The sequence below is a fragment of the Streptomyces sp. Wb2n-11 genome (assembly GCF_001049855.1).
Lineage (GTDB): Bacteria > Actinomycetota > Actinomycetes > Streptomycetales > Streptomycetaceae > Streptomyces > Streptomyces altiplanensis.
Genome location: NZ_CVPB01000001.1, coordinates 7423081 through 7449420 on the forward strand (window position 1 = coordinate 7423081; position 26340 = coordinate 7449420).

25 protein-coding genes and 9 pseudogenes are annotated in these 26340 nt (G+C 68.8%); 14 read left to right on the forward strand and 20 right to left on the reverse strand.

Annotated features, from left to right (window positions below; genetic code table 11):
• The first annotated feature begins 272 nt into the window (after nt 1-272).
• From BN1555_RS33765 to BN1555_RS33770, 3 genes and pseudogenes are all read left to right on the forward strand, one after another.
• Nucleotides 273-578: a transposase gene (locus tag BN1555_RS33765; protein ID WP_218058222.1), complete on the forward strand. Its 306-nt coding sequence runs from the start codon at nt 273-275 to the stop codon at nt 576-578.
• Nucleotides 579-795: 217 nt separating this feature from the next.
• A pseudogene (locus BN1555_RS40945) lies at nt 796-873 on the forward strand (IS3 family transposase); the annotation flags it as partial.
• Nucleotides 874-1239, forward strand: coding sequence for a DDE-type integrase/transposase/recombinase (locus tag BN1555_RS33770; protein ID WP_369689039.1), 366 nt, complete (start codon nt 874-876; stop codon nt 1237-1239). It abuts the pseudogene before it with no gap.
• Nucleotides 1240-1442: 203 nt separating this feature from the next.
• On the opposite strand, the pseudogene BN1555_RS38250 reads toward BN1555_RS33770, so the two are convergent.
• Nucleotides 1443-1607 (reverse strand): annotated as a pseudogene (locus tag BN1555_RS38250) (transposase); the annotation flags it as partial.
• A gap of 265 nt (nt 1608-1872) precedes the next feature.
• Here BN1555_RS38250 and BN1555_RS33780 point away from each other — a divergent pair.
• Nucleotides 1873-2529, forward strand: coding sequence for a glycine-rich domain-containing protein (locus BN1555_RS33780; protein ID WP_093802951.1), 657 nt, complete (start codon nt 1873-1875; stop codon nt 2527-2529).
• A gap of 72 nt (nt 2530-2601) precedes the next feature.
• Here BN1555_RS33780 and BN1555_RS33785 read toward each other — a convergent pair.
• The 5 genes and pseudogenes from BN1555_RS33785 to BN1555_RS33805 all read right to left on the reverse strand — a co-directional run bounded on the left by BN1555_RS33785 (nt 2602) and on the right by BN1555_RS33805 (nt 5522).
• Nucleotides 2602-2993, reverse strand: a pseudogene (locus tag BN1555_RS33785) (transposase).
• A gap of 100 nt (nt 2994-3093) precedes the next feature.
• Nucleotides 3094-3696: pseudogene (locus BN1555_RS40950) on the reverse strand (IS3 family transposase); the annotation flags it as partial.
• Complete coding sequence (locus BN1555_RS33795; protein WP_176710230.1) at nt 3684-3917, reverse strand: transposase; 234 nt, start codon at nt 3915-3917, stop codon at nt 3684-3686. The pseudogene BN1555_RS40950 and the gene BN1555_RS33795, both read right to left, overlap by 13 nt.
• Nucleotides 3918-4034: 117 nt before the next feature.
• Nucleotides 4035-4640: an HD domain-containing protein gene (locus BN1555_RS33800; protein WP_255306315.1), complete on the reverse strand. Its 606-nt coding sequence runs from the start codon at nt 4638-4640 to the stop codon at nt 4035-4037.
• Between the two features lie 114 nt (nt 4641-4754).
• Nucleotides 4755-5522 carry a transposase gene (locus BN1555_RS33805; RefSeq protein ID WP_093796984.1) on the reverse strand — a complete coding sequence of 256 codons (768 nt, stop codon included), beginning with the start codon at nt 5520-5522 and terminating at the stop codon, nt 4755-4757.
• A 487-nt stretch (nt 5523-6009) separates the two neighbouring features.
• On the opposite strand from BN1555_RS33805, the gene BN1555_RS39330 reads away from it, so the two are divergent.
• The 3 genes from BN1555_RS39330 (at nt 6010) to BN1555_RS39335 (ending at nt 8184) form a co-directional block, all read left to right on the forward strand.
• Nucleotides 6010-6261 (forward strand): hypothetical protein, encoded by a 252-nt coding sequence (locus BN1555_RS39330; RefSeq protein ID WP_093802953.1) that lies wholly within the window; start codon nt 6010-6012, stop codon nt 6259-6261.
• A gap of 624 nt (nt 6262-6885) precedes the next feature.
• A complete protein-coding gene (locus tag BN1555_RS33820) occupies nt 6886-7929 on the forward strand; it encodes a glycosyltransferase family 2 protein (RefSeq protein ID WP_255306477.1) in 1044 nt (347 codons plus the stop codon).
• A gap of 90 nt (nt 7930-8019) precedes the next feature.
• Nucleotides 8020-8184: a hypothetical protein gene (locus BN1555_RS39335; protein ID WP_176710231.1), complete on the forward strand. Its 165-nt coding sequence runs from the start codon at nt 8020-8022 to the stop codon at nt 8182-8184.
• A gap of 697 nt (nt 8185-8881) precedes the next feature.
• Here the strand turns inward: BN1555_RS39335 and BN1555_RS40955 are convergent.
• The 8 genes and pseudogenes from BN1555_RS40955 to BN1555_RS33855 all read right to left on the reverse strand — a co-directional run.
• Nucleotides 8882-9354 (reverse strand): annotated as a pseudogene (locus BN1555_RS40955) (DDE-type integrase/transposase/recombinase); the annotation flags it as partial.
• Nucleotides 9355-9487: 133 nt separating this feature from the next.
• A pseudogene (locus BN1555_RS40960) lies at nt 9488-9727 on the reverse strand (relaxase domain-containing protein); the annotation flags it as partial.
• On the reverse strand, nt 9697-9972 hold the full coding sequence (locus BN1555_RS33830; RefSeq protein ID WP_255306317.1) for a hypothetical protein: 276 nt from the start codon (nt 9970-9972) through the stop codon (nt 9697-9699). The gene BN1555_RS33830 and the pseudogene BN1555_RS40960, both read right to left, overlap by 31 nt.
• A gap of 136 nt (nt 9973-10108) precedes the next feature.
• Complete coding sequence (locus BN1555_RS33835) at nt 10109-10639, reverse strand: hypothetical protein (RefSeq protein ID WP_141662932.1); 531 nt, start codon at nt 10637-10639, stop codon at nt 10109-10111.
• A gap of 81 nt (nt 10640-10720) precedes the next feature.
• Nucleotides 10721-11122 carry a hypothetical protein gene (locus tag BN1555_RS33840; RefSeq protein WP_141662933.1) on the reverse strand — a complete coding sequence of 134 codons (402 nt, stop codon included), beginning with the start codon at nt 11120-11122 and terminating at the stop codon, nt 10721-10723.
• Between the two features lie 1091 nt (nt 11123-12213).
• A pseudogene (locus BN1555_RS33845) lies at nt 12214-12750 on the reverse strand (transposase); the annotation flags it as partial.
• 204 nt (nt 12751-12954) lie between these two features.
• Nucleotides 12955-13476, reverse strand: coding sequence for a DUF4396 domain-containing protein (locus BN1555_RS33850; RefSeq protein ID WP_093803848.1), 522 nt, complete (start codon nt 13474-13476; stop codon nt 12955-12957).
• 437 nt (nt 13477-13913) lie between these two features.
• Nucleotides 13914-14639: pseudogene (locus tag BN1555_RS33855) on the reverse strand (MFS transporter); the annotation flags it as partial.
• Between the two features lie 50 nt (nt 14640-14689).
• Between BN1555_RS33855 and BN1555_RS33860 the strand changes: the two are divergent.
• From BN1555_RS33860 to BN1555_RS33870, 3 genes are all read left to right on the forward strand, one after another.
• Nucleotides 14690-15085, forward strand: coding sequence for a DUF6153 family protein (locus BN1555_RS33860; protein ID WP_093802958.1), 396 nt, complete (start codon nt 14690-14692; stop codon nt 15083-15085).
• Nucleotides 15086-15191: 106 nt separating this feature from the next.
• Nucleotides 15192-15818, forward strand: coding sequence for a DUF305 domain-containing protein (locus BN1555_RS33865; protein WP_093802959.1), 627 nt, complete (start codon nt 15192-15194; stop codon nt 15816-15818).
• Nucleotides 15819-15858: 40 nt separating this feature from the next.
• Nucleotides 15859-16830 (forward strand): hypothetical protein, encoded by a 972-nt coding sequence (locus tag BN1555_RS33870; RefSeq protein ID WP_093802960.1) that lies wholly within the window; start codon nt 15859-15861, stop codon nt 16828-16830.
• Nucleotides 16831-16953: 123 nt separating this feature from the next.
• Here the strand turns inward: BN1555_RS33870 and BN1555_RS33875 are convergent, their stop codons facing one another.
• Entirely contained in the window at nt 16954-17304 is a 351-nt protein-coding gene (locus BN1555_RS33875) for a hypothetical protein (RefSeq protein ID WP_093802961.1), read from the reverse strand.
• Nucleotides 17305-17701: 397 nt separating this feature from the next.
• On the opposite strand from BN1555_RS33875, the gene BN1555_RS33880 reads away from it, so the two are divergent.
• Together BN1555_RS33880 and BN1555_RS33885 are read left to right on the forward strand one after the other, a co-directional pair.
• The gene (locus tag BN1555_RS33880; RefSeq protein WP_093803849.1) at nt 17702-18235 is read left to right on the forward strand and encodes a 2'-5' RNA ligase family protein; all 534 of its coding nucleotides are present in this window, start codon (nt 17702-17704) and stop codon (nt 18233-18235) included.
• Nucleotides 18236-18470: 235 nt separating this feature from the next.
• Nucleotides 18471-19340, forward strand: a complete 870-nt coding sequence (locus tag BN1555_RS33885) for an IS5 family transposase (protein WP_093802962.1) — start codon at nt 18471-18473, stop codon at nt 19338-19340.
• Between the two features lie 399 nt (nt 19341-19739).
• On the opposite strand, the gene BN1555_RS40965 is transcribed toward BN1555_RS33885, so the two are convergent.
• From BN1555_RS40965 to BN1555_RS40980, 3 genes and pseudogenes are all read right to left on the reverse strand, one after another.
• Complete coding sequence (locus tag BN1555_RS40965; RefSeq protein WP_255306318.1) at nt 19740-19943, reverse strand: hypothetical protein; 204 nt, start codon at nt 19941-19943, stop codon at nt 19740-19742.
• A gap of 287 nt (nt 19944-20230) precedes the next feature.
• Nucleotides 20231-21306, reverse strand: a pseudogene (locus tag BN1555_RS41775) (AMP-binding protein); the annotation flags it as partial.
• 14 nt (nt 21307-21320) lie between these two features.
• Nucleotides 21321-21569 (reverse strand): acyl carrier protein, encoded by a 249-nt coding sequence (locus BN1555_RS40980; RefSeq protein WP_255306320.1) that lies wholly within the window; start codon nt 21567-21569, stop codon nt 21321-21323.
• Between the two features lie 216 nt (nt 21570-21785).
• Between BN1555_RS40980 and BN1555_RS33900 the strand changes: the two genes are divergently transcribed.
• The gene (locus tag BN1555_RS33900; protein ID WP_176710232.1) at nt 21786-22628 is read left to right on the forward strand and encodes an alpha/beta fold hydrolase; all 843 of its coding nucleotides are present in this window, start codon (nt 21786-21788) and stop codon (nt 22626-22628) included.
• Between the two features lie 13 nt (nt 22629-22641).
• Nucleotides 22642-23889: a hypothetical protein gene (locus BN1555_RS33905; protein ID WP_255306321.1), complete on the forward strand. Its 1248-nt coding sequence runs from the start codon at nt 22642-22644 to the stop codon at nt 23887-23889.
• Nucleotides 23890-24458: 569 nt separating this feature from the next.
• On the opposite strand, the gene BN1555_RS33915 is transcribed toward BN1555_RS33905, so the two are convergent.
• Both BN1555_RS33915 and BN1555_RS33920 read right to left on the reverse strand, forming a co-directional pair.
• On the reverse strand, nt 24459-25103 hold the full coding sequence (locus BN1555_RS33915; RefSeq protein ID WP_093802967.1) for an MBL fold metallo-hydrolase: 645 nt from the start codon (nt 25101-25103) through the stop codon (nt 24459-24461).
• Nucleotides 25100-26185: an S-(hydroxymethyl)mycothiol dehydrogenase gene (locus BN1555_RS33920; RefSeq protein ID WP_093802968.1), complete on the reverse strand. Its 1086-nt coding sequence runs from the start codon at nt 26183-26185 to the stop codon at nt 25100-25102. Before BN1555_RS33920 ends, BN1555_RS33915 begins: the two co-directional genes overlap by 4 nt.
• Between the last annotated feature and the right edge of the window lie 155 nt (nt 26186-26340).

The window sequence follows — 26340 nt, forward strand, 5'->3', positions numbered from 1 at the left end:
GGAGCCGGCGTGGCGGGCTCGGCGGAAGGCCGGGCCCGCCCGGTGGTCCCGGAGCAGGTGGAGTGCGAAGCCGGTGCGGCCAAGGGCCGGCCTCGACTGTGCCGATCCGGGCAGGCGGCGTGGTGGCTGCTGAGTATCTCGCCGAAGTCGCGGATATGCGGTGCGGCCGTGTCCAGTTCGGGCAGCGGGCCAGGGGCGGGCCTTGACCCCGGGTTTCGAGCACCGAAGACACTTGGACCTTGAAGGTCCAGGAGAACGGAGTTCCCGTGGGGATGAAGCACTATCCCGCCCAGTTCAAGGCGGATGCTGTCGCGTTGTACCGGTCGGGGCCGGGAGCGACGATCAGGTCGGTCGCCGGGGATCTCGGGGTGAACACCGAGACGCTGCGGAACTGGATCCGGGCCGCCGACGGGCGCCGCCCAGGCGCCCACTCCTCGCCGGCGGCCGCCGCGCCGGCCGGCGGCGACGGTGTTCAGGCAGAGTTCGCCGCGGCCCGCAAGAGGATCCGTGGGCTGGAGGAAGAGCGCGAAATTCTCCGCAAGGCGGCCCGGTGTTTCGCGACGGGGACGCGCTGGTGAACCGCTGCCGGTTCGTTGACGACCACCAGCGCCGGTTCGACGTGAAGCGGCTCTGCGACATCCTCGGCCTCTCCCGCTCGAGCTTCTGCTACTGGCGCCGCACCGCGGCCGCGCGGACGGCCCGGCAGGCAGTTGAAGCCGGCATCGCGGCCCGGATACGCAAGGTCCACCAGGACTCCGACGGCACCTACGGAGCCCCGGGACCACCGCCGAACTCCGCGACGAGGGCGGCTCGGTGGTCAACCACAAACGCGTCGCCAGGATCATGCGGACCATCGGGCTCGGGGGAGTCCGCCTGCGCCGCCGGCACCGCACCACCGTCGCGGACCCGGCCGCCGCGAAGGCACCGGATTTGATCGGCCGTGACTTCACCGCGGCCGCGGTCAACAGAAAGTACGTCGGCGACATCACATACCTGCCGGTCAGCGGCGCGAAGCCGCTCTGCCTCGCGCCCGTCACCGACCTGTGTTCCCGGCGACTGGCCGGGTGGGCGATCGCCGGCCACATGCGAACCGAACTCGTCACCGACGCCCTGGCGGCCGCCGCGCGGACCCGCGGCAGTCTCGATGGATCGATCATGCATACGGATCACGGATCACGGATCACGGATCACGGATTACGGGTCGCAAGGCGGATTCAATCAGTCGTCGCAATACCTTGATCATGGAGGTGTGCGATGGGGTGAGACCAGATGCAGAAGGTGCTGGAGACGCCTGCGGGGGCGCGACGGCAGTGGGCGGTGGATCGGGCGATGCGACCGCCGATGGGCACGGTCACGTTGGCTGACCGGAATCCGACCCCACCACGTCCCGACGCGCCGTCAGGCACGCACACACCCAACAACGTGACAGCGCCCATCAGCGCCATGCAGACGCACTTCATGGCGGCTTGCTCGTTCGGGAAGTGCCCGCGAGCGCGGACGGCCATGCGGATCCGTGCGTTCGCGCTCTCGATCGCGGCGTAGGTGAGGAAGGCCTGTGGGAAATGCAGGTCGAGGCCAAGGTGGCGTGCGTCCATCGTCGCTTCCAGTACGGCTTTGGTGACCGGGACGCCGGCCCGGTATAGGTGGTTTTACTTCCCCAGGATCAGCAATGACCGATTTTGCTTGTACGAGTGCGATAAATGATTGATTCTGAACGAAATTCAGTTTCCCTGGATAAGAGCATATTAATCTCTCAGACTTGCGGTGACGGACACACCTCCGTGCGAACCCCTCAGAGGAGGATTCATGCGTTCAGTTCTCGGCACTGCTGGTCCACGACCGAAGCGAATATTGACCGGCATTGTGGCGGCCATGGGTATCCTGCTGCCCGTAGTCGCGGCCACGCCAGCCCACGCGGCCACCTCGACTTACAGCACCCCCGGCACCTTCACCTTCACCGTTCCCAGCGGGGTCACGCAGATCACCGTCTCGGTCACTGCGGCTGGCGGCGGCGGAGGCGGTAGCACGGCCGGTGCCATCCTTCCCGGTACCGGTGGTGGCGGCGGCGGAGGTGGCGCCACTGTCAAATGCACACTGACCGTCAGCCCCAACGCCACATTGACCATCGGCGTCGGCACTGCAGGCTGGGGAGGCTCGGAATACAACAACGGGGGCAACGGCAACACCTCCACCATCACCATGGGTGGCGCCATGAGGGCCGCAGCCGGCTTCGGCTACGGCGGCAGCCGCGGGCTCGGCTCCTCCGGTGGGGGGCCAGGCGGAGCCGCTGGAGCCCCCACCACCTGCAACGGCACTGCGGTGGCCCTCAGCGCGGGCACCGCCGGCACCCAGGGCGGCTCTGGCGGATTCTCCAGCAACGCTGGAGGAACCGGCGGCGCCGCCGGCGGAACGGTCCCCGCATCCTGCCCAGCCAGCTCCGGGCGTGGCGGAGACGGCGCGGCCGGCGGCTCGTTCCAGGGCTTCACGGGAAACCAGGCGTCCAACGGCTGTGTCGTGCTCAGCTACTGAAGCACCACCGTGGAAGTCGAGGAGCTGGCCGCCGCAGTGTCACGCCCAGGAACGGAGGCCGTCATTGATTCCTCATGCCGATTGCCAAGCCGCCTGGGCAGTGGGAGGCACGGCCTCGTAGGACCGTCCGTCTCGTAGCAGGGCCCAGAGGACGTTGACGCGACGGCGGGCCAGGGCCAGGACGGCCTGGATGTGGCGCTTGCCTTCGGCGCGCTTGCGTTCGTAAAACCGGCGGGAGTCCTCGCAGTGACGGATGCTGAACAACGCGGAGATGCAGAAGACGCGTTGGAGCCGGCGGTTGTGACGGCGTGGGCGGTGGAGGCTGCCGCTGATCTTGCCGGAGTCGCGGGGAACGGGTGCAACGCCGCGACTCCGGCGAGGCGGTCTGCGGTGCCGAAGAGGCTTATGTCGCCGCCGGTCGTGGCCAGGAACTCGGCGCCGAGGATGATGCCCAGGCCGGGCATGCTGGTGGTCACTTCGAAGTCCTGTCAATCTTCTCGAGCTGTGGAGTCCTTCCTGTGCAGCCGGCCCCACGGTGGGGCCGGCTCGGTCTTCGTTCTCGTAGTCGATCGGGCTCTTGAACTCGCACACGCTGTGCAGCCGACGAGTGTTGCGGAAGTCGGTGATCCAGGTAGCGATTCTGATCCGGGCCTCGGCACAGGTGCGGAAGGTGTGACGGTGGACGTACTCGACCTTGAGGACGCTGTTGAACGCCTCGGTGACGATCTCCGTCATATCGCCCGCCCAGACGAGGTCGGGTTCGTCGGCGGTGAAGTCCCGCTTGACGAAGTCCGGTGCGGCCGGTCGCTTCCCCGGCCTGGTCAGCCCGCTTCGGCGTCTGACCACCCGGGCGACGAGGCCGCGTTCGGCCATCAGCTTCACGACGGTGTTCACCGAGACGCGCCAGCCCCTGCGGACCAGCAGGACAAAGATCTTCGGCGATCCGTAGGTGCCGCCGGAGCCGGCAAAGATCTCACCGATCTCGTCGGCCGGCTGCTGCCGACGTACCGCACGCCTGGTCGGGCGACGGTCACGCCACTTGTGGAACCATGACCCGCTCACGCCCAGCACGCGGCACGAGACGGTGTGCGGGATGCCGTGCTCGGTCCTGTTGTCGCTGATCACCCCGGCCACGGCGGCCGGGTCCGCCGCAGCTACTTCACCCACAGGACCATGCGGCGCTTGAGGACATCACGCTCCAACCCCAGCTCCTTGTTGTCCTTCTTCAACGCCGCGATCGAAGCCGGCAGCCGGGCGGTCAACGCGTCCTTGTCCTCCGGCCCCGCCTGCCCGGCCCGCTTCGCGCGCGACACCCAGGTCGCCAGCGTTGTCTCGTTGATCACCAGGTCCTCCGCGACCTCGGGGACCGGCTTCCCGGTCTCCGTCACGATACGTACGGCCCCTCACGAAACCCCGCCGTGAACTTCCGACGCTTCTCCGCCATGACAACCAACATCCCCTGCTGTCACGGGCTCCACGCTACGAGGGGAACCTCACTCGCGGACTCAGCCCTGATCGAGCGGGTTCGACATGGTCCGTTCCGCCCATCCTCCCGCTACCAACTCCGCCGCCGCGCATCCTGGCTTGCGCTCCGCCTGCCCCTGGAACAGGTGCACGAAGGACTTGGCAAAGCCCAGTCGGGGGTACGCCTCAACCAGCGCGTCTCTGAACGACGCGTCGAAGGCTTCCATCCCTGCCCCGGAGACATCCGCGCTGGTCCCCACCTGCAACAGCCGACTCTCCACGTCTACTTCCGGCGCGACGTCGTCCCGCATATGGAGCACGATCAGCTCAGCCGCCCGATCGCGTCTCTCGGTCGGCCAGCCAAGACCGGCCGTGAAGACCCGTGCCAGGTGGCCACCAGCCTCTTCGAACGGCAGCGTGTGGCTGTCGAAGGGCGGAGTGAGAGCCAAGTCGTGCAGCAATGCCGAGACGAAGAATAGCTCCCGGTCGAAGTCGAGGCCACGTGTCTCCGCCCAAGCCGCGCCGAAGAAGTATGACCGCACAGAGTGGTGGTACAGCGCGTCGTCAGCGTATTCCTCACATACCAGTCGCGCTGCCTCTGCCGCCCGCCCCACAGGTACGCGCACTCCTGCAACCTCGATCAACATCTGCCTGCCCCCTTTGCAACCGAACGCTATTTCGAGATGTGCAGCATAAGGGTTGTCCCGTAAATGATCTTCGAGTCGTCTTGGGTAGGGCTGGTCGCTGTGCGGTCCGTTGGCCTACCCGGCGAGAGCGAGGTTGTGCAGGCGGGCGATGCCGAGCATGGCGTGGTGGACTCCGTCGCCTTTGAGGCGGCAGTCGCGGAGGATCTTCCAGGTCTTCATGCGGGCGAAGACGTGCTCGACGCGGGCGCGGACCTGCTTGTGGGACTTGTTGTGCGCCTGCTTCCACTCCGGTAGTTCTTCGCCTTTGCGCCGGCGGTGTGGCATGACGAGTCCGGTGCCGGGGTAGCCACCGTCGGCGATCGTGAGGGTCTTGCCGACGGCTGCCTTGGCGCCGGATTCCTCCCAGGCTTTGCAGTCGTTGCGGTTTCCGGCAAGCGGTCTTCCCACCGCGACGACCAGGCGGGTGTCGGCGTCGATGACGACCTGATGGTTGGTGGAGTACCGGTAGTTCTTCGACTGCGCGGCGATGGCGTGGTCCCGGGTCGGGACCAGAGTGCCGTCCACGATCAGCACGGTGTCCTTGGCGAACCGCTTGCGGGGCTGGAGCGCGAGCATCGGCCCGAGGTGGTCGATGATGCGGTCGGCCGCCGACTTGGAGACCCCGAACAGCGGGGCGAGCTGGCGCATGGTCAGGTTGGTGCGCCAGTACGCCGCGACCAGCAGGGCCCGGTCCTCCAGCGGAAGGCTCCACGGCCGGCCCTTGCGGACCGCATCCGCACCCTCGCGTCGCAGCACGGTCACCAGCTTCCCGAAACAGCGCGGGCTCAGCCCGGTGAACGGGGCTATCCAAGACGGCTCCGACGCCGTGATCACACCAGCCACACCAAGATCATCTCACCCGTGACCAGCAGTTACGGGACAGGCCTTAGCCAGATCTGAGCTCCCACTGCGGTGAAAGTGTCCGGTCACAGCACTAGCGACACTCCGGGGCCCAGTTACCGGCGCCTGGCCGACGCGCTCCTCGGCAGCAGGGCCAAGCAGAAGGCACAGAGACGAATGCGGGCCACGCCTCAGAGTCGCTCGCCGGGGCATCTCCCGCAGGCCCGTGCTGTCGGAACTCGTGAACAACCCGATCCCGCCGCAACGCCCGGATGCCTCCCGTACTGCTGTCGAAGTGCTGTCCCTTTCACGGACAGAGCCAACCGCGTAGAGCGCATCCGGGACGACGGTGGCGCCGCCTGCGCAAGCACCGGACTTTCGGATATCTCACCCCGGCCGAGACCAGGCAGCGGCATCAGCACACCCTCGCGGCATAACGATCACGTGTCCGGGATCACGGGAAAACTTCAAGAGTGCCCACGCTGAGATCTTGGCCCAACGCGAGCAGATCGCCGATCTCCTCGGACAGATCCGGGACCTCCAGACCGAGTGGAGCCAGGGGGACATCACCCGGATCATCACCGACAACGGTGCCCTGAAGAAGCCGGTCCGTGAGCTGTCCGCCCAGAGCGAGTCTTTGACCAGCAAGCTGGCCGCTGCCCGCGAGAACGTCTGCTTCGCCGACAAGCGCATCGCCGACCTCGAAGTCCAGCTCACCGAACAGAAACAGGACGCGACATGACCACCGGCCCCACCCTGCCCCAGCAGATCTCCGTCGACGGACAGCAGGCCGCGAACCTCGCCACGATGCTGCGTGAGCTGGAGCGGTTCCCCGACGGGTGCGACGAGACCATCGCTGGCGCGATTGCGGAATTCTTCGGTCTCCACCCCGCCGCGGAGGCATACAGCGCGGCCGTCTGCTTCCACGCCGACACGCTGGAGGCAGCCCTCGGCCTCCGAGAGTCAGAAGGGGTGCCCCGACGGAACTCGCTGACCAGGGGCGATGTGCCCTTGCCTGGAGATCGTCTCCCACGCTGTCGGAGATCTTTTCCCGCCGGGCGACGCGCCCTTCGTTCACGACCTGACCAGACCGTCAGTCAACTCGTCGACGTCCAACGGGGGTTTCGTGGGTGTCTGTCTCGGACCTGGTGAGGCACCTGTGGTCGTGTGTTCACTTGAGCCGACTTGTCATCTCAAGTGTTTTCTTGCCAAGATCCGCTTTGCTTGGACCTGGCTTTGAAGGTCGGGCACCCTCTTGACCAACTCGGAGTCCACCGTGCTCGATCTGGCTGACTGCCGTGCGCACCAGCCGTCGGCGCCGCGCCACGACCGCGCGCCGCGCGATGTCCCACAGGGCGGCCCCAGGCTGATCGCCCTCATCCCCGCCCACAATGAGCAGGAACGTATCGGCGCCGCCATCGAAGGCCTGTGGCGGCAGGCCAGGCGTCCGGACCTGGTCGTGGTGGTCGCCGACAACTGCACCGACGCCACCGCCGAGATCGCCGTGCGGCACGGCGCTCAGGTCTTCCCCACCGAAGGCAACACCCACAAGAAGGCCGGCGCCCTTAACCAGGCCATCGAATGGGTGCTCCCCTCTCTGGACGACTGTGACCTGCTGCTCGTGCAGGACGCCGACACCATCCTGGCCCCCGTGTTCGTCGAGACGGCCATCGCCACCTTCGGCGACAAGGTGGGCGCGGTCGGTGGGGTGTTCTACGGCGAGGAGGGCGGCGGCCTGCTCGGGCTGCTGCAACGCATGGAGTTCCACCGCTACGCCTGGGAGATCGGGCGATCCGGTGGCAAGGCCCAGGTCCTCACCGGCACCGGCACGGTATTCCGGGCCCGTGTGCTGCGCGAGGTACGCGCCGCCCGCCTGGCCGGGCGGATCGGCGGCGGCACCGGCTACTACAGCCTCGCCTCGCTCACCGAGGACGACGAGATCACCAAGGCCATCAAGACCCTCCGCTACCGCACCATGTCCCCGGCCGGCTGCGCGGTGACCACAGAGATCATGACCACCCTGCCCAAACTGTGGCACCAGCGTCTGCGCTGGCAGCGCGGTGCCCTGGAGAACCTGCGCGACTACGGCTTCACCCGGGTGACCGCACGCTACTTCCTGCAGCAGTTCATGCTCGGCTTCGGCGCCTTGAGCTTCCTGATCTACCTCGCCTTCATGTCCCTGACCCTCACCCTCTACGGCTGGACCGGGCTGTCGCTCTTCTGGACCGCCATAGGTCTGATCTTCGTCATCGAAAAGGTCGTCTCCGTGCGCCGCGCGGGCCCCCGGGCCGTCTTCACGGCCCTGCTGATGGTGCCGGAAATGCTCTACGACCTGTTCCAGCACGCCGTCTACTTCGCCTCCCTGTGGGGCCTTGTCCGGCGTAGCGAGGAGAAGTGGGTCGCCACCTGACCACCCCCCACACCACCTTTCACTATCCAAGCGGCAGTGCGGCACGCCTGAGACCTGTGCCGTTGTTGCCGCTGCCCACAGGAGAGATCGATGTACGGAAAAGTAATAGGAACAGGTACCGCCGGCACGGGCGGTGCGGCCCTGGCCGCCACCGGCACGGGCCTTCACAGCATGGCGCTCATTGTGGCGGCCACCACCCTCGTCGCGGCCGGAATGGCCCTGTACAAGCTGGCCCCGCGCCCACGCCGCCGCTGAACCACCCCCCGGCGCGGCGCCCGAACCGCCGCCGCGCCGGACCTGCGATCCTTCATCGCCAAGCAACCGCCGTACAGCGCCCCTCCCACGTTGAACGCGCCGAGCCGAAACCAAGCTCACGTGGCCGCCGTGCAGGAGTGGAGATGGCGCCAGGCGTACCCGTCGCGGTCGTCGAGTCCGTGCGGCCTCCCTCACAACCGATCACCGGGACCGCCACAGGCGCCAAGTCGGCGGCGGTCTTCGTGCTGCCGCCCCGGCTCTTTCCACACCCGACAGGTACTGACCAGCCCGGACCATAGCGAAACGGGCGGATCGTAATCACGACCCGCCCGTTTCGTCGGTGCGTTGGAACACCTTTCGTCGGTGCTCCGAAGGGACACAAGGGGCAGATTCCCCGACCATCTGACCGGCTTCGAGACCCGCGGGTCCAGCGCGAGGCGCTGGACCCGCGGGTCTCGGCTCGTTCGACGCGAGCTTGCCGATCACTCGATGAAGCTGCAAATCCTGAGTTCCGCGCCGACATCCCGGACATGTTCGCTATGTTCCGCCGTAGGCCACAGCCCTTCTGCGGACGTCCTCGGCCGGAAAAGCCCAGCAGCATGGCGTCTTGGTATGCCGACGGCGTTGTCATGTTGTTGGGTACGTGATTGTCTGACGGTGTGTCGGGGTGTGATGGGCCCCGGGTGCGGTCGTGTTTTCAGGCCGTGGTGGGCCGGTCGGCGGCGCCGGTGATCTGATCCCGGACGGCGAAGCGGACGATCGTCTCGGCTCGGTAGTGATGTGCGGGCATCGGGTGGCGGTGGGGCCGCAAGTGCGGCGAGATGCCGCTGAGCGCGGACCGGGACCGCTGTGCCGCGCCCGTGGATCGCAAGGCCCTTCACGCGCGTTCCCGCTGTCGGGTGGGCTGGTGGCTGTTCTCGGCCCGGCTGTTCGGGCCTTTATGAGCGCGGTGCCCGACGGAAGGCATGACCTCGCCGTTGACACGGCGCTGTGGGAGCGCAGCTTGTCGGTGACGACCACCCGCGGCACTGCACGCGTCTTCATCGTCAGGTGGCAAAAGAACCGCCTGGCGGCGGCCTTGTCCCGCCGGTTCCGCACAGGGATGCCGGGGACGTTGCCGCCGGCGTCGACGGCTCGCCATAGATACTCCAGCACGCCGTTGACCTTGATGAGCGTTCAGCTTGGCGCGGGTCCGTTCGGAGACCACGGGCAGGAACTTCGTTTCACCGTCGTCGTCGACGGCGGTGACGTACTCGTGCTCCAGCTCGGTCAGGCAGGCGGTGATCTGGTCGCTGCGCCGGGCGGTCCAGCGGATCAGCTCGTGCGGCACCCCGGCAATCTCCATCACGGGCCGTCGCCCCGGGGTGACGGTGCGCGGCTCGGTCGCCGGCCCCAGCGCCTCGCAGACCTCAGCGGCCACGAGCTCGTTGTAGAGCGCGGAGGCGGCCACGGTGTTCTCGTGCAGGGCCGTGGTGTGTATCGAGCCCCACTTCCCGTCCAGGCGCTGCCCCTTCACGGACAACAGCAGATGGTCATGGAGCAACGGTCTCCCCGACCGTGCCTCGTAGTGGCGGAAGCGGGCGGCGGCCGGTCACCGGCCTGTACGATCCTGCGCCCGGTCCGTACGACCGCCTGCCGGAACCGGATCGCCTCGGTCACCGCCTCATTGACCAGCCACTCGCCCTGAGGCCCGTCCATCATGGCCCCGGCCACGTCGAGCGAGGCGATCGCCGGATACAGGGCCGAGGTGGTGCCGTGCATCATGAGCGCCTCGTTGGACCGCTCCATCATGTAGAAGGCAGGCCGGCGCCGAGCGTTGCAGCACTGCGCCGGCTGGCCCGGTCCCGGTCCTCTGAGGAGAAGCGGGGTCTTCTCCTCGGGGGCCGGGATCACGTTGCTGCCCGGGGGCCCGGCTCGACACCGGTCAAGTGAGGGTCAGCGTGGTGATGCCGGTGGCCTCGGTGATCCCGGTCGTCAGGCACTTCAGGGTGTTGGGTTGGGGCAGTGTGATCGTTTGCAGGACGCTGGATCCCTGGAAGAGGCCTTGGGTGACGGTGCCGGTGAAGGTGGTGATGACCTGGCCCAGGACTGCGGTGCTGCTGCCGCTGCCGGTGATCACGCTGGTGGCGCCGGTGTTCCAGGTGATGACGCGCTGCCCGGTGAAGTCGTCCAGCAGGTTGTTGCACCCGGCGAAGAGGGTGAACGTCTCTGCGTAGGCGCCGGCGGTGACCTGGCTGGTGGTGTCGAGGCAGGAGGTGAAACTGCCGGTGGTGGTCAGGCTGATGTTCCGGGGCCGGAAGACAACTCCGGGACTGTAGGTGGTTGTCTCCGAGCCCGTGCACTGCACCGCCGACAGCGGCTGTTGCGGCGCTGTGGCTGCGGCGTGGGCCGGCATCGCGAAGACCATCAGGGCCGCGACGGCGGAGATCAGTCCGGCCCATGACATACGCGTCATCCGTACACCTTCCTTCCTTGGCCGGGCCACGGAAGGTCACCGGCGGCCCGGGCTGCCCCACGGACGCGGGGAAGTGAGAGTTCAGAGGCTGGTGATGGTGAGAGTGAGCATGCCGCTGACACTGGTGACGCCGGTGGGAGTGAGGCAGGCGAGGGACTGGTTGAGAGGGGTGGCGAAGGTGACCGTCTGGACGAACGTGGCGCCGGTGTAGCGGCCTGCGGTGATGGTGCCGCTGGAAACCACCACGGTCTGGCCCAGGGTCCGTACGGGAATGCTGGTGGCGTGCGGGGTACTGGTGTCGCCGTTGTTCCACTGGACGGTCTGCTGGGCGAGCGTCAGCCCGGGGCTGTACTGCTGGTCGGCGGTCCCCGTGCAGGCGACCAGCGCCGCCGCCTGGGCCGGCCCCGCGGCCAGGAGCGGCAGGGCTACGGCCAGGGCGGCGGTGACGGCTGCGGCGACCAGGCGTCGGAACACAGGTGCCACGAGCTTTCCCCCCGAAGAGCGAGTGCGAGCGGACCGAAGTATTGTGCGCCCGGGCGCGAGGATGCAGGGCGAGCGGTTCGGGGGCGCGCGGAAGCACATCCCCGGCACTCGAACAGCGGGGTCGACGGCATGTGCGCGGTGCAGGGGTTGTGGAACATACCCGTTCGAGCTAATTCAGGTTTGATGCCGGGATTTACCGCAGCGGGGGCCTGAGCATGAGGTTCAGGCGGCACCTGGGCGCCCGAAGAAAAAGAGGGCGATCATGAGCGTGACCCTGCGCACGCTGGAGGGACCTGCCGCCGACGCCTACCTCGCCTCATCCTGGGCCGAGCTCTACGACCAGGCCCCGGAGGCATCTCCCTACCAGTTGCCGTCCTGGCCCACCGGATGGGCCGGGCAGCTCCCGCCCACCGACCGCCCGGTCACAGCCCTGTGTGAAGAAACAGCCGGACGGGTCCTGGCCGCCCTGCCCCTGGTCCACGACCGCGAGGGCGGCCGGGTACGGACGTACGCGCTGTCGACCCCGATGGGTGAGTACGCCCGGCCCGTCGGTCCGACCGCACACGACCCGCAAGTTGTCGCGTCCTTCGCCCGCTACCTCCACGACCTGGCCCGAGAAGGCCACGACGTCGAGGTCAGCGGCCTTCCCGCACAAGGCGACCTCGCCCGGCACCTCACACCCGCCGTACCCGTCTCCGTCGGAGGCCGGCGGACCGAGGTGGCCGACTGCGCAGAGATTCCGCTGCCGGTGGCCTACGAGGCGATGTCCCTCGACCCGGCGCGATCACAAACGACGCCAGCGCGCCTGGGAGAAGCTCGCTCTCACCCGCACTGTGGCCTACCGCCGCACCCGCGACAGCGACGAGTTGCTCGGCGCCTACGCGGCCCTGACCCGCCTGCACGCCCACCGCTGGGCCGGTCGCACCCCCCGGACACCCTCACTCACGCCCCCGACGCACCCCACTGGCCGGCCGTACTGAAACACTGCGGACCCAACACGGCGTTCGTCGCCACCCTCACCCTCACCCTCGACACCCGGACTGTTGCCGCACAGCGCGGCCGCGGCCGGGTCGGTGGCCCGTCATCACGAGGTGGACGGGGCGGTTCGCGACCTGCCCGTCCCGGACGGATCTTCACGTTGATGGCGTCCGCGAACGGCACCGGGCCGACGCGGTCCGGCGGCCGGTTGGACCACTCCGCCATGCCGTCCATCACCTTGCCGGTGATCGTGGAGATCGTGGCCTTGGACACGCTCGCGCCGTAGACCTCGGCCAGGTGTGCGGATATCTCACCGCGGGTGAGCCCCTTCGCGGACAACGACAGCACCATCTCGTCCACGCCGGACAGGCGCCGCTGCCGCTTCTTGACGACGGCCGGCTCGAACGTGCCCGCCACGCCCCGGGGGACCTTCACCTCGACGGGACCGGCACCGCTCAGCACCGTCTTCGCCCGCGTCCCGTTGCGGGAGCTGCCGCTGCCGCTGCCGCTGCCGCTGCCGCTGCCCCGGCCCTCGGCGTCGTGCTTCTCGTATCCGAGGCGATCGGTGATCTCGCCCTCCGGGGCGGACTCCAGGACCCCCTGGTCAGCTGCTGCAACAGCCCGCCCTCCCCGGTCAACTGCAGACCCTCACTCGCGGGCCCGGTCCACCAGCATCGCGACCAACTGCTCGTCACTCACCGGCACGACCGCCGCCACCTGGCCGGTGTCCGCTATCCGCTATCCGCTCGATGGTGGTGTCGCTCATCTGGCGTCTCCTTGATCATCGGATCCGCCGATCATTGAACACTCCCGCACCTCACGGTGCGGCCGGACGTGGCGCCGTACGGTCGGGGTCAGTGGTAGGCGTGGACGACGGCGTGGCCCTTGCCGCGGCCGATCATCCACTTGTTGACCGGCGTGGTGACCAGGAAGGCGACGGCGAAGCCGCCCAGCAGTGCCGTCCAGAACAGTGCGTCCGACAGGTGCGCGTCCATCGCGCCGGGGGTGAGGGCGATGATGCCGTTGTCGACGAGCTCCATCACCGCGATCGACACGGTGTCGGCGGCCAGCGCGACCTTGATCGCGCTCTTCCAGTCCAGGCCTGCCCTGCGGACCGCGAACAGGGTGAAGGAGTAGCCGAAGACGAACGCCAGGGTGATCGCCAGGACCATTGTCTGGACGTTGCCCCACAGCAGGGCGGTGCCGATGACCATGCCGAGGATCTCACCGATGGCGCATCCGGTCAGGCAGTGCAGCGTCGCCTTCGCGGCGGCTCCCCACGTCACGCCGCCCATCTGATGCCCGGCGTGACCCGCGTGCGCCTGGTGCACGGCGTGGTCGTGTGCGGCGGCTGTGTGGTGTGCGCTGTGATCCATGACCATCATCCCCAATCCCGTCCAGTGTGACCCGCTCCCGCGGGCTCACACCATCCATTATATACCCCCTAGGGGTATGAGGGGAGGGGTTGCCAGATCCGGCATCAAGCCTTTGACGCCCCGCGACGGTTGGGGCCCTTGTCCGCGGGCGTGAGGCCTGCGGACAGGGAGGTGCGGGTCGCCTCGGTCAGGTGCACGGGAGGGGGTCGGTCGCCGTCGGCTCCCGGCACAAGGGACACGGGAGCTCTCCTCCTTGCCTCTGTGCCGCTGTGCGCGGCCATGGGGAGGACCCATCGATGGGGAGGGCCCATCGATGGGTAGCGGCGGGTCTCTCGTTCCCCTTGTGGTCGGTTCCCGGCGTGCTGAGGCTGTGCGGCCCCTTCGGTGGTGGCGGTTTCGACTGGCGGGCTCTGCGGTTTGCCGCCCATGGGAGTGAGGGTGGCCAGGGAGCCTGCGGCGGCGAGGAAGGCGGTGCTGAACCCGTTGGTGAGGGCGGTCAGGTCTGCCGAGTGCGCCGACGTACTGGGAGGTGGCGAGCGCGGTCAGGGCGGCGAGGCCGAGGGCGGGGCCGACCTGGTAGGTGGTGTTGACGATGCCGGAGGCGAGGCCGGTCTGTTCCTGGGGGGTGGGGACATGGCGGCCATCAGGGTCGGGATGTAAGCGAGCCCCATGCCCAGGGCTGCCACCAGTGAGGCGGGCAGGACGTCTGCGAGGAAGCTGCCGGTGGGGCGGGCGGCCGAGAGCCACACCAGGCCCGCGGTCAGGACCAGCAGGCCGCCGGTGATGAGCGGCTTGGGGTCGAAGCGGCCGAGCAGGCGGGCGCTGGCGGTGGTCATGAAGAGCATCAGCAGGCCGGTCATCGGCAGCAGGGCTGCGCCGGATGCGAAGGCGCCGTAGCCGAGGACCTGCTGGAGGTGGAGGTTGAGGAAGTACCGCATCGGGATTCAGGACGCACCCAGCAGTGCCATTGCCAGGTTGGAGACGCCGAGACCGGGGATGCGCCAGATGCCGAGCGGCATCAGCGGCGATTTCGCGGAGCGCTTGATGAGGACGAACACGATCAGCGGGGCGGTGCCTGCGATCAGCTGAAGGACCGTCTGCGCGCTTCCCCAGCCCGTCTCGGGGGCGCGGACCACGGTGAAGACGGTGAGCGCGAGTCCGGCAGCAGGCAGGTGGTGAGCAGGGTGGCGATGCTGATCGAGATGCAGATGATGTGGTCGTACTGGCAGGGCTGGTGGCCGGGCACGGCCTGGGACCCGCCCCCGCGCCGGCCGCCGCGCACGCGGCGGCCACTTCCCACCACGCGTCGGCCGCCGACCACGGGCAGGCGATCCCCGACGGTGCTGCATGCCAGGAGGAGTGCGTCCATGCCGACGATCCGGCCGACAACGGCGGCGGCGGACGCGCCGAGCACGCCGACGCGACGTGCGCCGCCATCGGCACGGCCGCCGCCACCGGCACGGCCGGCGCCCCGGTCCTGCCCGCGCCCGCGGTCCTGCCCGACCACGCCGAAGCCCAGACGGTTCTCGCGCACGGGGTCATCCCCGACGCCACCGCCTGTGGACGGGCACCGCCGTCACTGAGCGAAATGCAACCCCTGCGCATATAGGGCGGCCCCGGCATGCCCGGCCCCCAGAGGGCCGGCCGGCCTCTCGGCCCCGCCTCACTTCCGCACGTTCGCAGACGCGCGCGTGTCCCAGCGCAGGAGTTGCACCATGAGCACCAAGCGTTCCCTGATCCGCCGCGCCACCGCCGTGGCCGCGGCCGCCACCGCCGCTCTCATCCTCGCCCCCTGCGGCAACGGCAATGACAGCGGCGGCTCGGCCCACAACGGGCACGGCGCCGCCTCCTCGTCCGCCTCCGTCCTCGCGCAGCAGGGCGACCACAACGCCGCCGGCACCGCGTTCGCCAAAGGGATGATCCCCCACCACCGTCAGGCCATCGAGATGGCCGACCTCGCCGTGACGGGCGCCGAGTCGGCCGAGGTGAAGAAGCTGGCCGACAAGATCAAGAAGGCCCAGGACCCGGAGATCAGGGCCCTCTCCGGCCGGCTGACCTCCTGGGACGAGCGGGTCCCGGCCGAGGGCGTCGGTCACGGCGGGCATGACATGTCCGGAATGGTGACGGCCGAGGAGACGAAGCAGCCGGAATCGGCCTCGGGCAAGGCGTTCGACACCGCCTTCCTCCAGCCGATGATCAAGCATCACGAAGGCGCCGTCGTCATGGCCAAGACCGGGCAGGCCCAGGGCGCGTACCAGCCCGCCAAGGACATGGCTCAGGTGATCATCACGTCCCAGAGCGCGGAGATCGCCCGGATGAACAACCTCCTCGGCAAGAGCTGAGCCGCATCAGCACACCTCGGGTGCGGACAGCCGGCAACGGTTGTCCGCACCCGGGCCGGCCAGCCGTTCTTCCCCTCCAAGCGTTCTGGACCTCACACATGACCATCCGCTTCCGCAGCGCCGCGTTCGTGGCCGCTGCGGCGACCGGCGCGCTGCTGCTGACCGCCTGTGCTCGACCACCGGCACCGCGCCCGCCCAGGACCAGGCCGACGCGACGAGCGATGCCGACCCGGGGGTCGGGCACCTGCACGATCTCGGCGTCGACCCGGCCGACGGCACCCTCTACGCCGCCGGGCACCTCGGCGTCTTCGGCCTCATCCCGACCGGCGCCGTACGGATCACCGACCGCTACCAGGACGCGATGGGCTTCACCGTCACCGGCCCGCGCACCCTCCTCGCCGGCAACCACCCCTCACCGACCGCCCCCGCCGCGACCTCTCCGTATCTGGGCCTGATCCGCAGCGCCGACGCCGGCCAGACCTGGACCACCGTCTCCGCCGCGGACGAAGCCGACTTCCACTCCCTCCAGCAGGCCGGCCTGATCCTCCACGGCCTCGACAGCCGGACCTCGCAGGTCTGGGCCGGCAAGGACGTCGGCGCCACCTGGGAGCGGCGCGCGAAGATCCCGGCCGATGACCTCGCCGTCCCCCCCCGGGACGCCGCAGGAGGTGTGGACGGCCGGCCCCGACGGGCTGCTGCACAGCACCGACAGCGGCGCCGCCCTCCAGCCGGTTCCCGACGCACCGGCCCTGGCCGCCGTGGAGCAGCCGGCTCCCGGCCGGCTGATCGCCCTCACCGCGGGACGGCAAGGTCCTCTCCGGTGGCGACCGACGGGATCTCCTGGACCGAACGGGGCTGCCTCCCGGGCGGCGTGCGGGGCTCTGTGCTGACTGCGGTCGGCCCCGGCCGTCTCCTGGCCGCCGACAGCAACGACGCCGTCCACGAGTCCAAGGACGGCGGCCGCACCTGGACCACCGTGCACCAAGGGGGCCACACGAACACAGGGCACTGACCGCCCGACCCGTGAGCCTCAAGGTCCCTGCTGCCGGAGTGAACCCGGCGGGGACCGTCCTGCAGGCCACTACGGGGCCCAGTATGGACAGGGAGTACCGGTGTCGGGGGCATCGGCGGCTGCTCAACCACTGAGGAGTACGGCCAGCAGCCGCGCTGTGGTCGCCTTCGTGTCCTCGTCCGGTCGGGGACTGCGGGCCATCAGCAGGTGGTGGGTTGTGCCGATGAGCGCGAGCGCGATGGTGGCGGCGTCGGCGCGTGCGGGCAGCCGGCCGTCGCGCTGCTCCGCCTGCAGGTAGGCGGTGAAGACGTGCTGGATGGCGTCGAACGCGGGCGCGCCGGACTGGAAACCTTCGCGGGTGTGCTGCGCGGCTGCCGGGCGGGTCATCGCCAGTCCCACCACGGCGGGAGGAAGGGAGTCCAGCAGGGCGAGAACGACCTCTTGGAGATTGTCGGCAACGGTGGCCTGTCCCACCCTGGCCTGCAGCGCCTCGGCCTGGCGAGCGTACGGGCGACGTCGAGCCGCGCCCTCTCGGCCGCCTCGGGCCCGTACCGCGGTCTGCTGCCGGCCTGGTCGCGGCCCGGCTCGGGCTGCGACCAGGCCGTGGAGAAGTCCTGCCCGCGACACGACGCGGCGGACTCAATGGCCTGCGGCCGCACCTCGCCGCGTCGTATCGCGCGCCCTGAGCCCGCCGCCGCGCACGTAGCCGCGCCCGGCCGCCCCAGCCACCGTGCCGCGCCGGTCGGGCAGTCCCGCTGTTCATCAGTGAACATCCTGTACGTCCGCCACTCCGCCGCCACCCGGCCGCCCTCGAGCCGTGCCGTAGCTCGCCGACGGCAAAACCACGGGCGATCGTGGGTAGGCTGTGGCGGTGCGCACAGTCGAGCTCCTGTTGGACGAGGCGGCGGACCTGGCGGTCCGGGAGGCCTGGCGGCGGCTGGCGGACGCGGGGCTGCCCAGTCAGGCGCGCCACCGTTCACCGACCAACAGCCCGCACCTCACCCTGGCCGCCTGCCGGGAGCTGACCGCCCCGATCCGCTGGGAGCTCGCCGAGGTGGCCGCGGCCCTGCCGCTGCCGGTGCGGTGCACCGGCGTGGTGTGCTTCGAGCGGCCCACCTCGGTGCTGGCCTGGGCATTGGACCTCGACCTCGCGCTGGCCAACTTGCACCGCCGGGTGTGGGAGGCGGTGGCCTCGGACAGTCCACTCGAACACCTCAACCCCTTCCACGCACCCGAGCGCTGGAGTCCGCACATCACTCTCGGCCGGACCCGGCGGGCCGGAGCTTTCGCCGGCCGGCGGGTCCCTGAACTACTCCCCGCACCGCCGCTGTCGATCCGGCTCACAACCTTGCGCAGCTACGACACCGAGACCGGCGCCTTGGAGGTGCTGGAGCCCCGCACCTGAGAGGTCGTTTTCACCTGCATCGCCCTTGTACCGGTCGGTTCCTGAGGTGCCGGGCGCTGGTGCAGGTATGGCCGTGGAGATCGTCGACGTCTGGGGGTAGGCGAGGTTGCGGATGGGACGGAAGACGGCGTAATCCTGTCTCGTCCCGGGATGCCCGTTCTTCGTGGCCGTGTGTGCCTCCATTGCCGCTGCCGCGCGCCTGGGCGCATTCGGTTCGCGGCGGTACTCCGGAAGCATGCCGACACGACGCCCGTATCCGAGTGATCTGTCCGATGCCCGCTCGGAGTTGATCGAGCCGGTCCCTGCTGCCTGGCGCTTCGAACGCCGCGGCAGGGCCCTGGGCTTCGGCCGCCCGCCCGAGCACGACCTGCGCGACATCATGGACGCGATCTTGTACGTGGACCGCACCGGGGTCCAGTGGCGCTGTCTCCCACACGACTTCCCGCACTGGAACACGGTCTACGGCTACTTCGCCAAATGGGCCGACGAGGGCGTGTTCGCCCAGCCGGGCGGCCTGCTCAGGCGATTGCTGCGCGAGAAGGAAGGACGGAAGGGCAAGCCTTCTGCGTGCGTGATCGACGCCCAGAGCGTGAAGACCTCCACCAGCGTCCCCGCCGCAGGCCAGGGCATCGACGTGGGGAAGAGGATCGTGGGACGCAAGCGGAGCATTGTCACCGACACGCTCGGACTCCTGCTCGCCGTACTGGTCACCGCGGCGAGCGTGCAGGACTCCGCCGTCGGCACCACACTGCTCGATCAGATCGCCGCCGACCACCCCGGCATCCGCAGGGTGTGGGTCGACGGAGGCTGCCGCCAGCACCTCGTCGAACATGCCGCGACCCTCGGCATCGACATGGAGATCAGCGCCCGCACCCCTGGGACCAGGGGTTTCACCCTGATCCCGAAATATTGGGCTGTCGAGCGGACCTACGGCTGGCTCATGCTCCACCGTCGCCTGGCCCGCGACTACCAAACCCTGCCCACCCGCTCGGAAGCCATGATTCACCTCGCGATGACCGGTCTCATGGCCCGCCGCCTCACCAGCGAGAACACCATCTCCCGGCGCGATCCGGCACCGCAGACCAAACACCAGATTCCTGAATAAAACACTGGGAGAAAACGACCTCTGAGATGCTGTTTGGCTGCTGGTGCCGGACCGAGCGGGTGTTGCTGACGTAGGAGCAGTACGCGCCTACGAGTTGCCCCGTGACCGAGGGCAAGCACGACGATCCGAGGTGGCCGGCCTTCGCTCGCCGCCACGGCTTCGATCCCCGCTGCCCCGTGCAGTGGGAGACTGGCCCAACGGCCGTGCATTTCGCAGAGTTCTTTGTCTGCCTGGACGCGGCCCCCACGCCTGATCAGCGCGGTCAACGGCGGATCAGGGGCGGGCGCGCCCGCACAGAGCCTCAACGCGCCGTCCCCTACACCGGGGGCACCCCGCCACCAGGCAGAGGCGAAGCTTCTACTGTCTTGTGTCCTCAGTAATGGCACCGGATCGGCCACGTCAGCCGGCGGTCTCGAGCCGGGGCACGATGTCCTGGCGCAGCCGTACCTTGTCCGTCTTGCCGACGGCGGTCAGGGGGAGCGCCGGAACCTCGGCGAGCCGTTCGGGCAGCTTGAACCGGGCCGGTCCGCTGTCCTCCAGATACCTCCGGAGTTCCGGCAGGGGCGGTGCTCCCTCGTCACGGCCCACGACGTACAGGCACACGGCCTCACCCAGTACACGATGGGGCGTAGCGACGGCTGCGGCGGCCGCACACCGGGGTGTTCCAGTACCAGTGCCTCCAGTTCGTCCGCCGGGATCTTCTCTCCGCCCCGGTTGATCACGTCCTTGACGCGCCCGGCGACCACAAGGTTCCCGGACTCGTGGCGACGGACGAGGTCGCCGGTGCGGTAGTGGCCGTCGGGGGTGAAGGACGTGGCTGCCGCGCCACCGTGGTACTCGGTAATGACACCCGGCCCCCTGGCGAGGAGTTCGCCCATCTCGTCGTCGGCCACGGGCCGGCCTGCACCGTCCACCACGAGGATCTCGTCACCGGGCGAGGGGGGACGTTCCTGCGTGGTGAATGCCACCTCGGGCGGATCGTCGAGCCGGGTGAAGTTCAGAAGTTTCTCACTCACGCCGTACACCTGCTGGATTCGGCAGTCGAAGGCACGGTTCAGTTGGACGGCCGTTGATTCGTCCAGGCGGGCCCCACCGACCTGCAGGACTTGCAGGCTCGACAGGTCAGGGCCGCTGGAGGCGGCGCGGGCGAGGAGCCACTGCCGTGCGAGCGCGGGGGTGAGCGCGCAGTGAGTGACGCGTTCTCGCTCGATCAGCGACATGGCGGCGGCCGCGTCGTTCGGGGCGGAGAGTACGACCTTTCCGCCGCAGGCGAGCGTGCCGAGTACTCCTGAAGAGGCGAAGGTGAAACGGTGTGACACCTGCAGGACGGCGAGGAACACGGATTGGGGTGTCAGTCCCGAGACCGCTGCCGCGCAGCGGGTCGTGTGGCCGATCGCCTCATGGGTTCGAGCGATGGCTTTGGGACGCCCGTGGTTCCGCTCGACAGCAGGAAGAGGGCGGTGTCCGAGGGGAGCCGGCCCGGATGGGCGGGAGGCGGGTGGCCGGCCTCGATGAAACGGTCGATGTCCACATGGCCGACGGTCCGGTCGCCAGCATCCGAGACGAGCAGGAGACGTACCGACGGGTGCCGTTCGCGGAGCTTCTCGGCGAGCCGCAGGTGGTCGAAGCGCTGATGCCGGACCGGTACGGCCAGCACGGTCGGCGCCAAGGCGGTGATCACCGTCTCGAGTTCGTGCTCGCGCAGGGCGGGAAGGGCGAGGACCGGGCGCGCACCGAGCCTGACGAGCGCGAGTGTGAGGATCAGGATCCGGGTCTGGTTGGACAGTTGCACGAGTACGGTGTTGCCGGGCCGGATACCCGTGTGCACCAGCCGGGCGGCGCAGCCGGACACCGCCGCTTCGAGGCCGGCTCCGGTGAAAGAGTGCTCGGCGTCGACCGGTGCCGCCCGGTGCCCGCGTGCACGTGGGTGCTCAGCCCGATGTCGTCCAGGAACTCCGGACGCCACCAGCCGCGGTCCCGTTACTCTCCGCAGGCCCCCGCGCCGGGCCGACGGTCGCCGATGACGTCGGCGAGTTGCCGCACGGTGAAGTCGTGCTCTGCCCAGAGATCGATGCGGGTGTCGAAGCGTTCGGTCAGGGCCGGCTGGACCTGCGTGAGGTCGACGGAATCGAGCCCGAGGTGCGTGCGCAGCTGTGAATCCTGGCGCAGCAGCTCTTCTTCGATTCCCAAGTCACGAAGGATCTTTCGCACTTCTTCGATGCCCGTCAACCGGGCCTCCTTGCCTGAGATCACGTGCCAAGAGCTGACCAATGCGACTGGTATGCCCAGTGCTTCTGGCCGTGAGACCGGCGCACGGGAGCAGTGGGAAGCGCATGCAGCCACGGTGCACCCGCGAAGTCAGCAGCCGCACTCCCGCACGCCCCGCACTGTCCGTATTCTCCGTGCGACGCTGTGACATCACACCGGTTGAGCTTCTGGAGCGTGATGAGCCCATTGAACAGCGGGACGCTCGCGGTACCGGGCGCCAAGATCTACTTCGAGGTACGGGGTGAAGGGCCTTTTCTGCTCCTCGTCGGAGGAGGAAACTCCGACGCGGCGGTGTTCAAACGTCTGGCCGACGTCATGGCTGGGAGCCACTGTGCCGTCACCTACGATCCGCGCGGGAACTCACGCAGCGTGCTCAACGGCCCTCCGGTGGACCAGAGGGTCGAGGAGCACGCCGACGACGCCTACCACCTGATCGAGCACCTCGCCGACCCGGACGAACCCGTATACGTCTTCGGGAGCTGCTCGGGCGGGCTCACTGCGCTGGAACTCACCATTCGCCACCCGGACAGTGTCCGGCTGGTCGTCGCCCACGAGCCGCCTGTTCTGAGCATCCTTCCGGACGCCGAGCAGCACTTGGCACTCCTGGACGACATCTGCGGGACATATCTCCGTGAGGGCATGGCGCCGGCCCTCACCAAACTGCAGGCCTTCCATGGCGGCCGGCCCGCTCCGGCCCTCCCCGAAGTGCACAACAACACCGACTTCTTCCTGACCCACTTCCTCCGGCAGCTCGCGCACTTCGTACTCGACCTCACCGCGCTGGAGGAAGTGGCGGACAAAGTGGTGTGGGCCGGTGGCCATGCCTCACGCGAGGACCTCGTGCACCGCCCGACGCTCGCCCTCGCCGGTCGGCTCGGACGTGAGGTGGAACTGTTCCCAGGCGGGCACGTCGGCTACGCGAGGTACCCCGCCGACTTCGCCGAACGGCTCGTCGAGGTGCTCACCCCCGCGGTCGATGCGGTCGACGCCCGGCGGGGAAGCACCGGCGGAGGGCAGTGACGTGCGGATCGTAATGGGGGCGCAGAACTGCGGATTCGGCCCGGTCTCCGAACTCGTCGCGGTCTCCCGGCCGCTCCATGAGCACGAGCGGGTGTTTGTCGGGGACGGCGTCGCCGCTGTCTTTGCCCGGCGCAACCCCGACGCCTTCGACGCCACGTACGACACCAGCGGGCTGTCGGAGAACGCCAGGTCCGCAATGATCGACGACCTGCTGCGGAGCAGCGACCATGTGGTCTCGGCCATGGACGCTGAGTTGGTGCTCCGGTCCGTGGTGGCGCGGCGGACCGTGACCATGGTGGACAGCCTGTTCAGTTTCTGGCAGCTGACGCAACCGCTGACCGAGATCCGTGACTTGTGCACAGCCATGCCACGTTCTCGCTTCGCGGCCGCCGACCAGCACCTGTCAGGCCTTTCCCCGCACGAGCGGATTGTCGCGGCTCACCTGCTCGCCACACACAGTGTCGTGCAGAACTTCCCCGGCGTCACCGAGCGCGCAGCCGGCTTCGCCGCCCTGGGGGAGGGGCCTCGAATACATGTGACCGGCTCGATCGTCGACGTCGAAGGCCTGCGGGATGTCGTGTGCACCGCCGAGCCGGAATACGACCTGTTGATCAATATCGGCGGGTTCAAGAACTTCCTCCTGGACTTCGACGTCAACAACGACTACGTATGCCTGCTCCGCCGGTGGATTCCGGATCTGCTGCGTGACTGGCCCCGATTCCGTCGCGTACTCGTCTGCGGCGGCCCGTTCGGTGAGGGCCGGGAACAGACCATCCGGGCTGCGGGCAGTCAGGTCGACTACCGTCTCCTGTGCCAGCGCGAATTGCTCCAGGTGGCGGCGACCACTGCGGACTACCTGATGGCACCCGGGCTCACAGCCCTCCACGAATCGATGACCCTGGGGCGGCTGCCCCTGGCGATCCACGAGCAGCACTACGCCCATGTCTTCACCATGCGCGCACTGGACGGCACGTTGTTCGGCCGCTCCGGAGGCCGGTTCACAGACGTGGTTCCGTGTCACCCGCTGCCGGAGGACGATTTCGCCGGGACCGCCGCCCTGGTCGAGCTGGCCGGCCGTATCCGGGAGAGCCAGGAGCTTTACGCGAAGTACCGGAAGACATTCAACGAACGCATCGAGCAGTACCTCACGCTCACCCCATCGCAACGACAACACGGCATCGAGGAACTCCGGAAACTACTGAACGGCGCCTCGACCCACTCGGTGATGACCGAGATCCTGGACGCGCTGCACGCTACGTAATGTGGAGAAGACCCAGACCAGGCCGGGACTGTAAAACGTTCGGTATAACTCCCTACCCCGACCAGCTCACCGAACGCCTGATCAACAACAACAGGCCCAACACCCTGCGCCCGGCCTACGACATCGGCGACCGCGTCCACCCCAACAACGCCGGCTACCACCGCATGGCCCAGACCATCCCGCTCACGCAACTCTGAGTGCCCCGCTGCACGCGCTACCGCGACCCCGGGGACGAACCACTACGGCCGGGGCAGGGCCATTCCTGCCCCGGCCGCTGCGAACGCTCGGACATCGAACCACGGTGACTCCCTGGGTTTGGCCACCCGCCTCAACCCGCTGGCATCGCCAGGACGGCCCCGGTTCGCCGATACCGGCGCCTTCCAGGAACACGACCAGGTAGTGGTCGCTATAGGGATGCCGAAAATCTCGCCCCGGCTGGCGCTGTGCACAGTGACTCTCCGGCCGCCCGAGACGAAGGGCCGGTGCACGACGATCGGCGTGCTACTCACACCTCCCAACCTGCCTCGGGCCCTTGCGCTCGGGCCGCCGATTGCTGTGAGCTCCGGGCTCTACTCTCCGCGTGGGGCCCGGTCGATGCCGGGGGCTTCCTGGGCGATCGTCGTATTCGGCCCGTGGCCGGTGCGGACGACGGTTTCCGGGGGCAGTGTCAGCAGCCGGCGGCGGATCGAGTCGATGATGGTCGGGTGGTCGGAGAATGAGCGGCCGGTCGCGCCGGGGCCACCCTGGAAAAGAGTGTCGCCGGTGAACACGGTACCCAGCGCGGGCGCGTAGAGGCAGACGGCGCCCGGTGCGTGGCCCGGGGTGTGCAGGATCTCGAGGTCGATGCCCGCGACCTGGATGCGACGGCCGTCGTGCAGCTCGCCGTCCGGTCGGCGCGTCGGGTGGGTGAGCGCCCAGACCGGCAGGTCCTCGGGGTGGAGCAGAACGGGGGCGCCGGAGCGGCGGGAGAGTTCGGGGGCCGCGTCGACATGGTCACTGTGTGCATGCGTGCAGATGATCGCGCGCACGGTGCGCCCGGCGATCAATGTCTCGATGGCGTCGACGTCGTGCGGTGCGTCGATGACAACGACCTCCGTATCGTCGCCGACCAGCCACACATTGTTCTCGACCTCCCACACCCCACCGTCGAGCTTGAACTCGCCGGTGGTGACGGTGTGGTCGATCCGTACGCCCGTCCCGGTGCCGGTGCTCACAGGACCACCACCGAGCGCAGGACGTCGCCGCCATGCATCCGCTCGAACGCCATTTCCACGTCCTGGAGGCCTACCGTCCCGGTGACAAAGGCGTCCAGGTCGAGGCGGCCCTGGCGGTAGAGGTCGATGAGCATCGGGAAGTCGCGGGACGGGAGGCAGTCGCCGTACCACGAGGACTTCAGGGCGCCGCCGCGGCCGAAAATGTCCAGGAGCGGGAGAGTGAGCTCCATGTCAGGGGTGGGGACGCCAACGAGGACGACGGTTCCGGCGAGGTCGCGGGCGTAGAAGGCCTGTTGGTAGGTATCCGGGCGGCCGACCGCCTCGATGACGACATCGGCACCGTTTCCGTCGGTCAGGGCGCGGATTGCCGCGACGGGGTCGGTGTTCTTGGAGTTGACAGTGTCGGTGGCGCCGAGGGTGCGGGCCAGCTCGAGCTTACGATCGTCGAGGTCGACGGCAATGATCTTCGCGGCGCCGGCAAGACGCGCGCCTGCGATCGCCGCGGCGCCGACGCCGCCGCAACCGATGACGGCCACCGAGTCGCCGCGCGAGACCTGACCGGTGTTGATCGCGGCGCCGATACCCGCCATCACACCGCAGCCGAGCAGGCCGGCGACGGCCGGGGAAGCCTCCGGGTCCACCTTGGTGCACTGGCCGGCGGCGACCAGTGTCTTTTCGGCGAAGGCGCCGATGCCGAGAGCCGGGGACAGCTCGGTCCCGTCGGTCAGCGTCATCTTCTGCTTCGCGTTGCGGGTGTCGAAGCAGTACTGGGGGCGGCCGCGACGGCAGGCGCGGCACTGGCCGCACACCGCACGCCAGTTCAGGATCACGAAATCGCCGGGGGCGACGTCCGTGACGCCCTCGCCGACCGTCTCGACAACGCCCGCCGCCTCGTGGCCGAGCAGGTAGGGGAACTCGTCGCCGATGCCGCCCTGCTTGTAATGAAGGTCGGTGTGGCAGACCCCGCAGGCCTGGATCCTCACGACGGCCTCACCCGGGCCGGGGTCGGGGATCACGATCGTCTCTACGCCGACGGGCTCGTTCTTCGCCCGCGCCACCACGCCTCGCACCTGTTGCGCCATGAGTGCTGTCCTCGTCTCGTCTCGTCGCATCGCCGGCCACGGGTAACTCGTCCCCGGGATCCGGTCCGGTCCTTCTGCGTCGTACCATCGCTTGCGGTGCGCCGGATGCGAAGCCAGGGCAGCGGTGGCGGCAGGAACCAGCAGATGGGAGAACA

Bases quoted from the DNA above. Each gene is read 5' to 3' on its own strand.
- BN1555_RS33765 (WP_218058222.1), top strand. From the start codon at position 273: ATGAAGCACTATCCCGCCCAGTTCAAGGCGGATGCTGTCGCGTTGTAC.
- BN1555_RS33780 (WP_093802951.1), top strand. From the start codon at position 1,873: ATGGGTATCCTGCTGCCCGTAGTCGCGGCCACGCCAGCCCACGCGGCC.
- BN1555_RS33800 (WP_255306315.1), bottom strand. From the start codon at position 4,640: ATGTTGATCGAGGTTGCAGGAGTGCGCGTACCTGTGGGGCGGGCGGCA.
- BN1555_RS39335 (WP_176710231.1), top strand. From the start codon at position 8,020: ATGTACGGAAAAGTAATAGGAACAGGTACCGCCGGCACGGGCGGTGCG.
- BN1555_RS33830 (WP_255306317.1), bottom strand. From the start codon at position 9,972: ATGGAGCGGTCCAACGAGGCGCTCATGATGCACGGCACCACCTCGGCC.
- BN1555_RS33835 (WP_141662932.1), bottom strand. From the start codon at position 10,639: ATGACGCGTATGTCATGGGCCGGACTGATCTCCGCCGTCGCGGCCCTG.
- BN1555_RS33850 (WP_093803848.1), bottom strand. From the start codon at position 13,476: ATGGATCACAGCGCACACCACACAGCCGCCGCACACGACCACGCCGTG.
- BN1555_RS33865 (WP_093802959.1), top strand. From the start codon at position 15,192: ATGAGCACCAAGCGTTCCCTGATCCGCCGCGCCACCGCCGTGGCCGCG.
- BN1555_RS33885 (WP_093802962.1), top strand. From the start codon at position 18,471: ATGCCGACACGACGCCCGTATCCGAGTGATCTGTCCGATGCCCGCTCG.
- BN1555_RS33900 (WP_176710232.1), top strand. From the start codon at position 21,786: ATGAGCCCATTGAACAGCGGGACGCTCGCGGTACCGGGCGCCAAGATC.
- BN1555_RS33905 (WP_255306321.1), top strand. From the start codon at position 22,642: ATGGGGGCGCAGAACTGCGGATTCGGCCCGGTCTCCGAACTCGTCGCG.
- BN1555_RS33920 (WP_093802968.1), bottom strand. From the start codon at position 26,185: ATGGCGCAACAGGTGCGAGGCGTGGTGGCGCGGGCGAAGAACGAGCCC.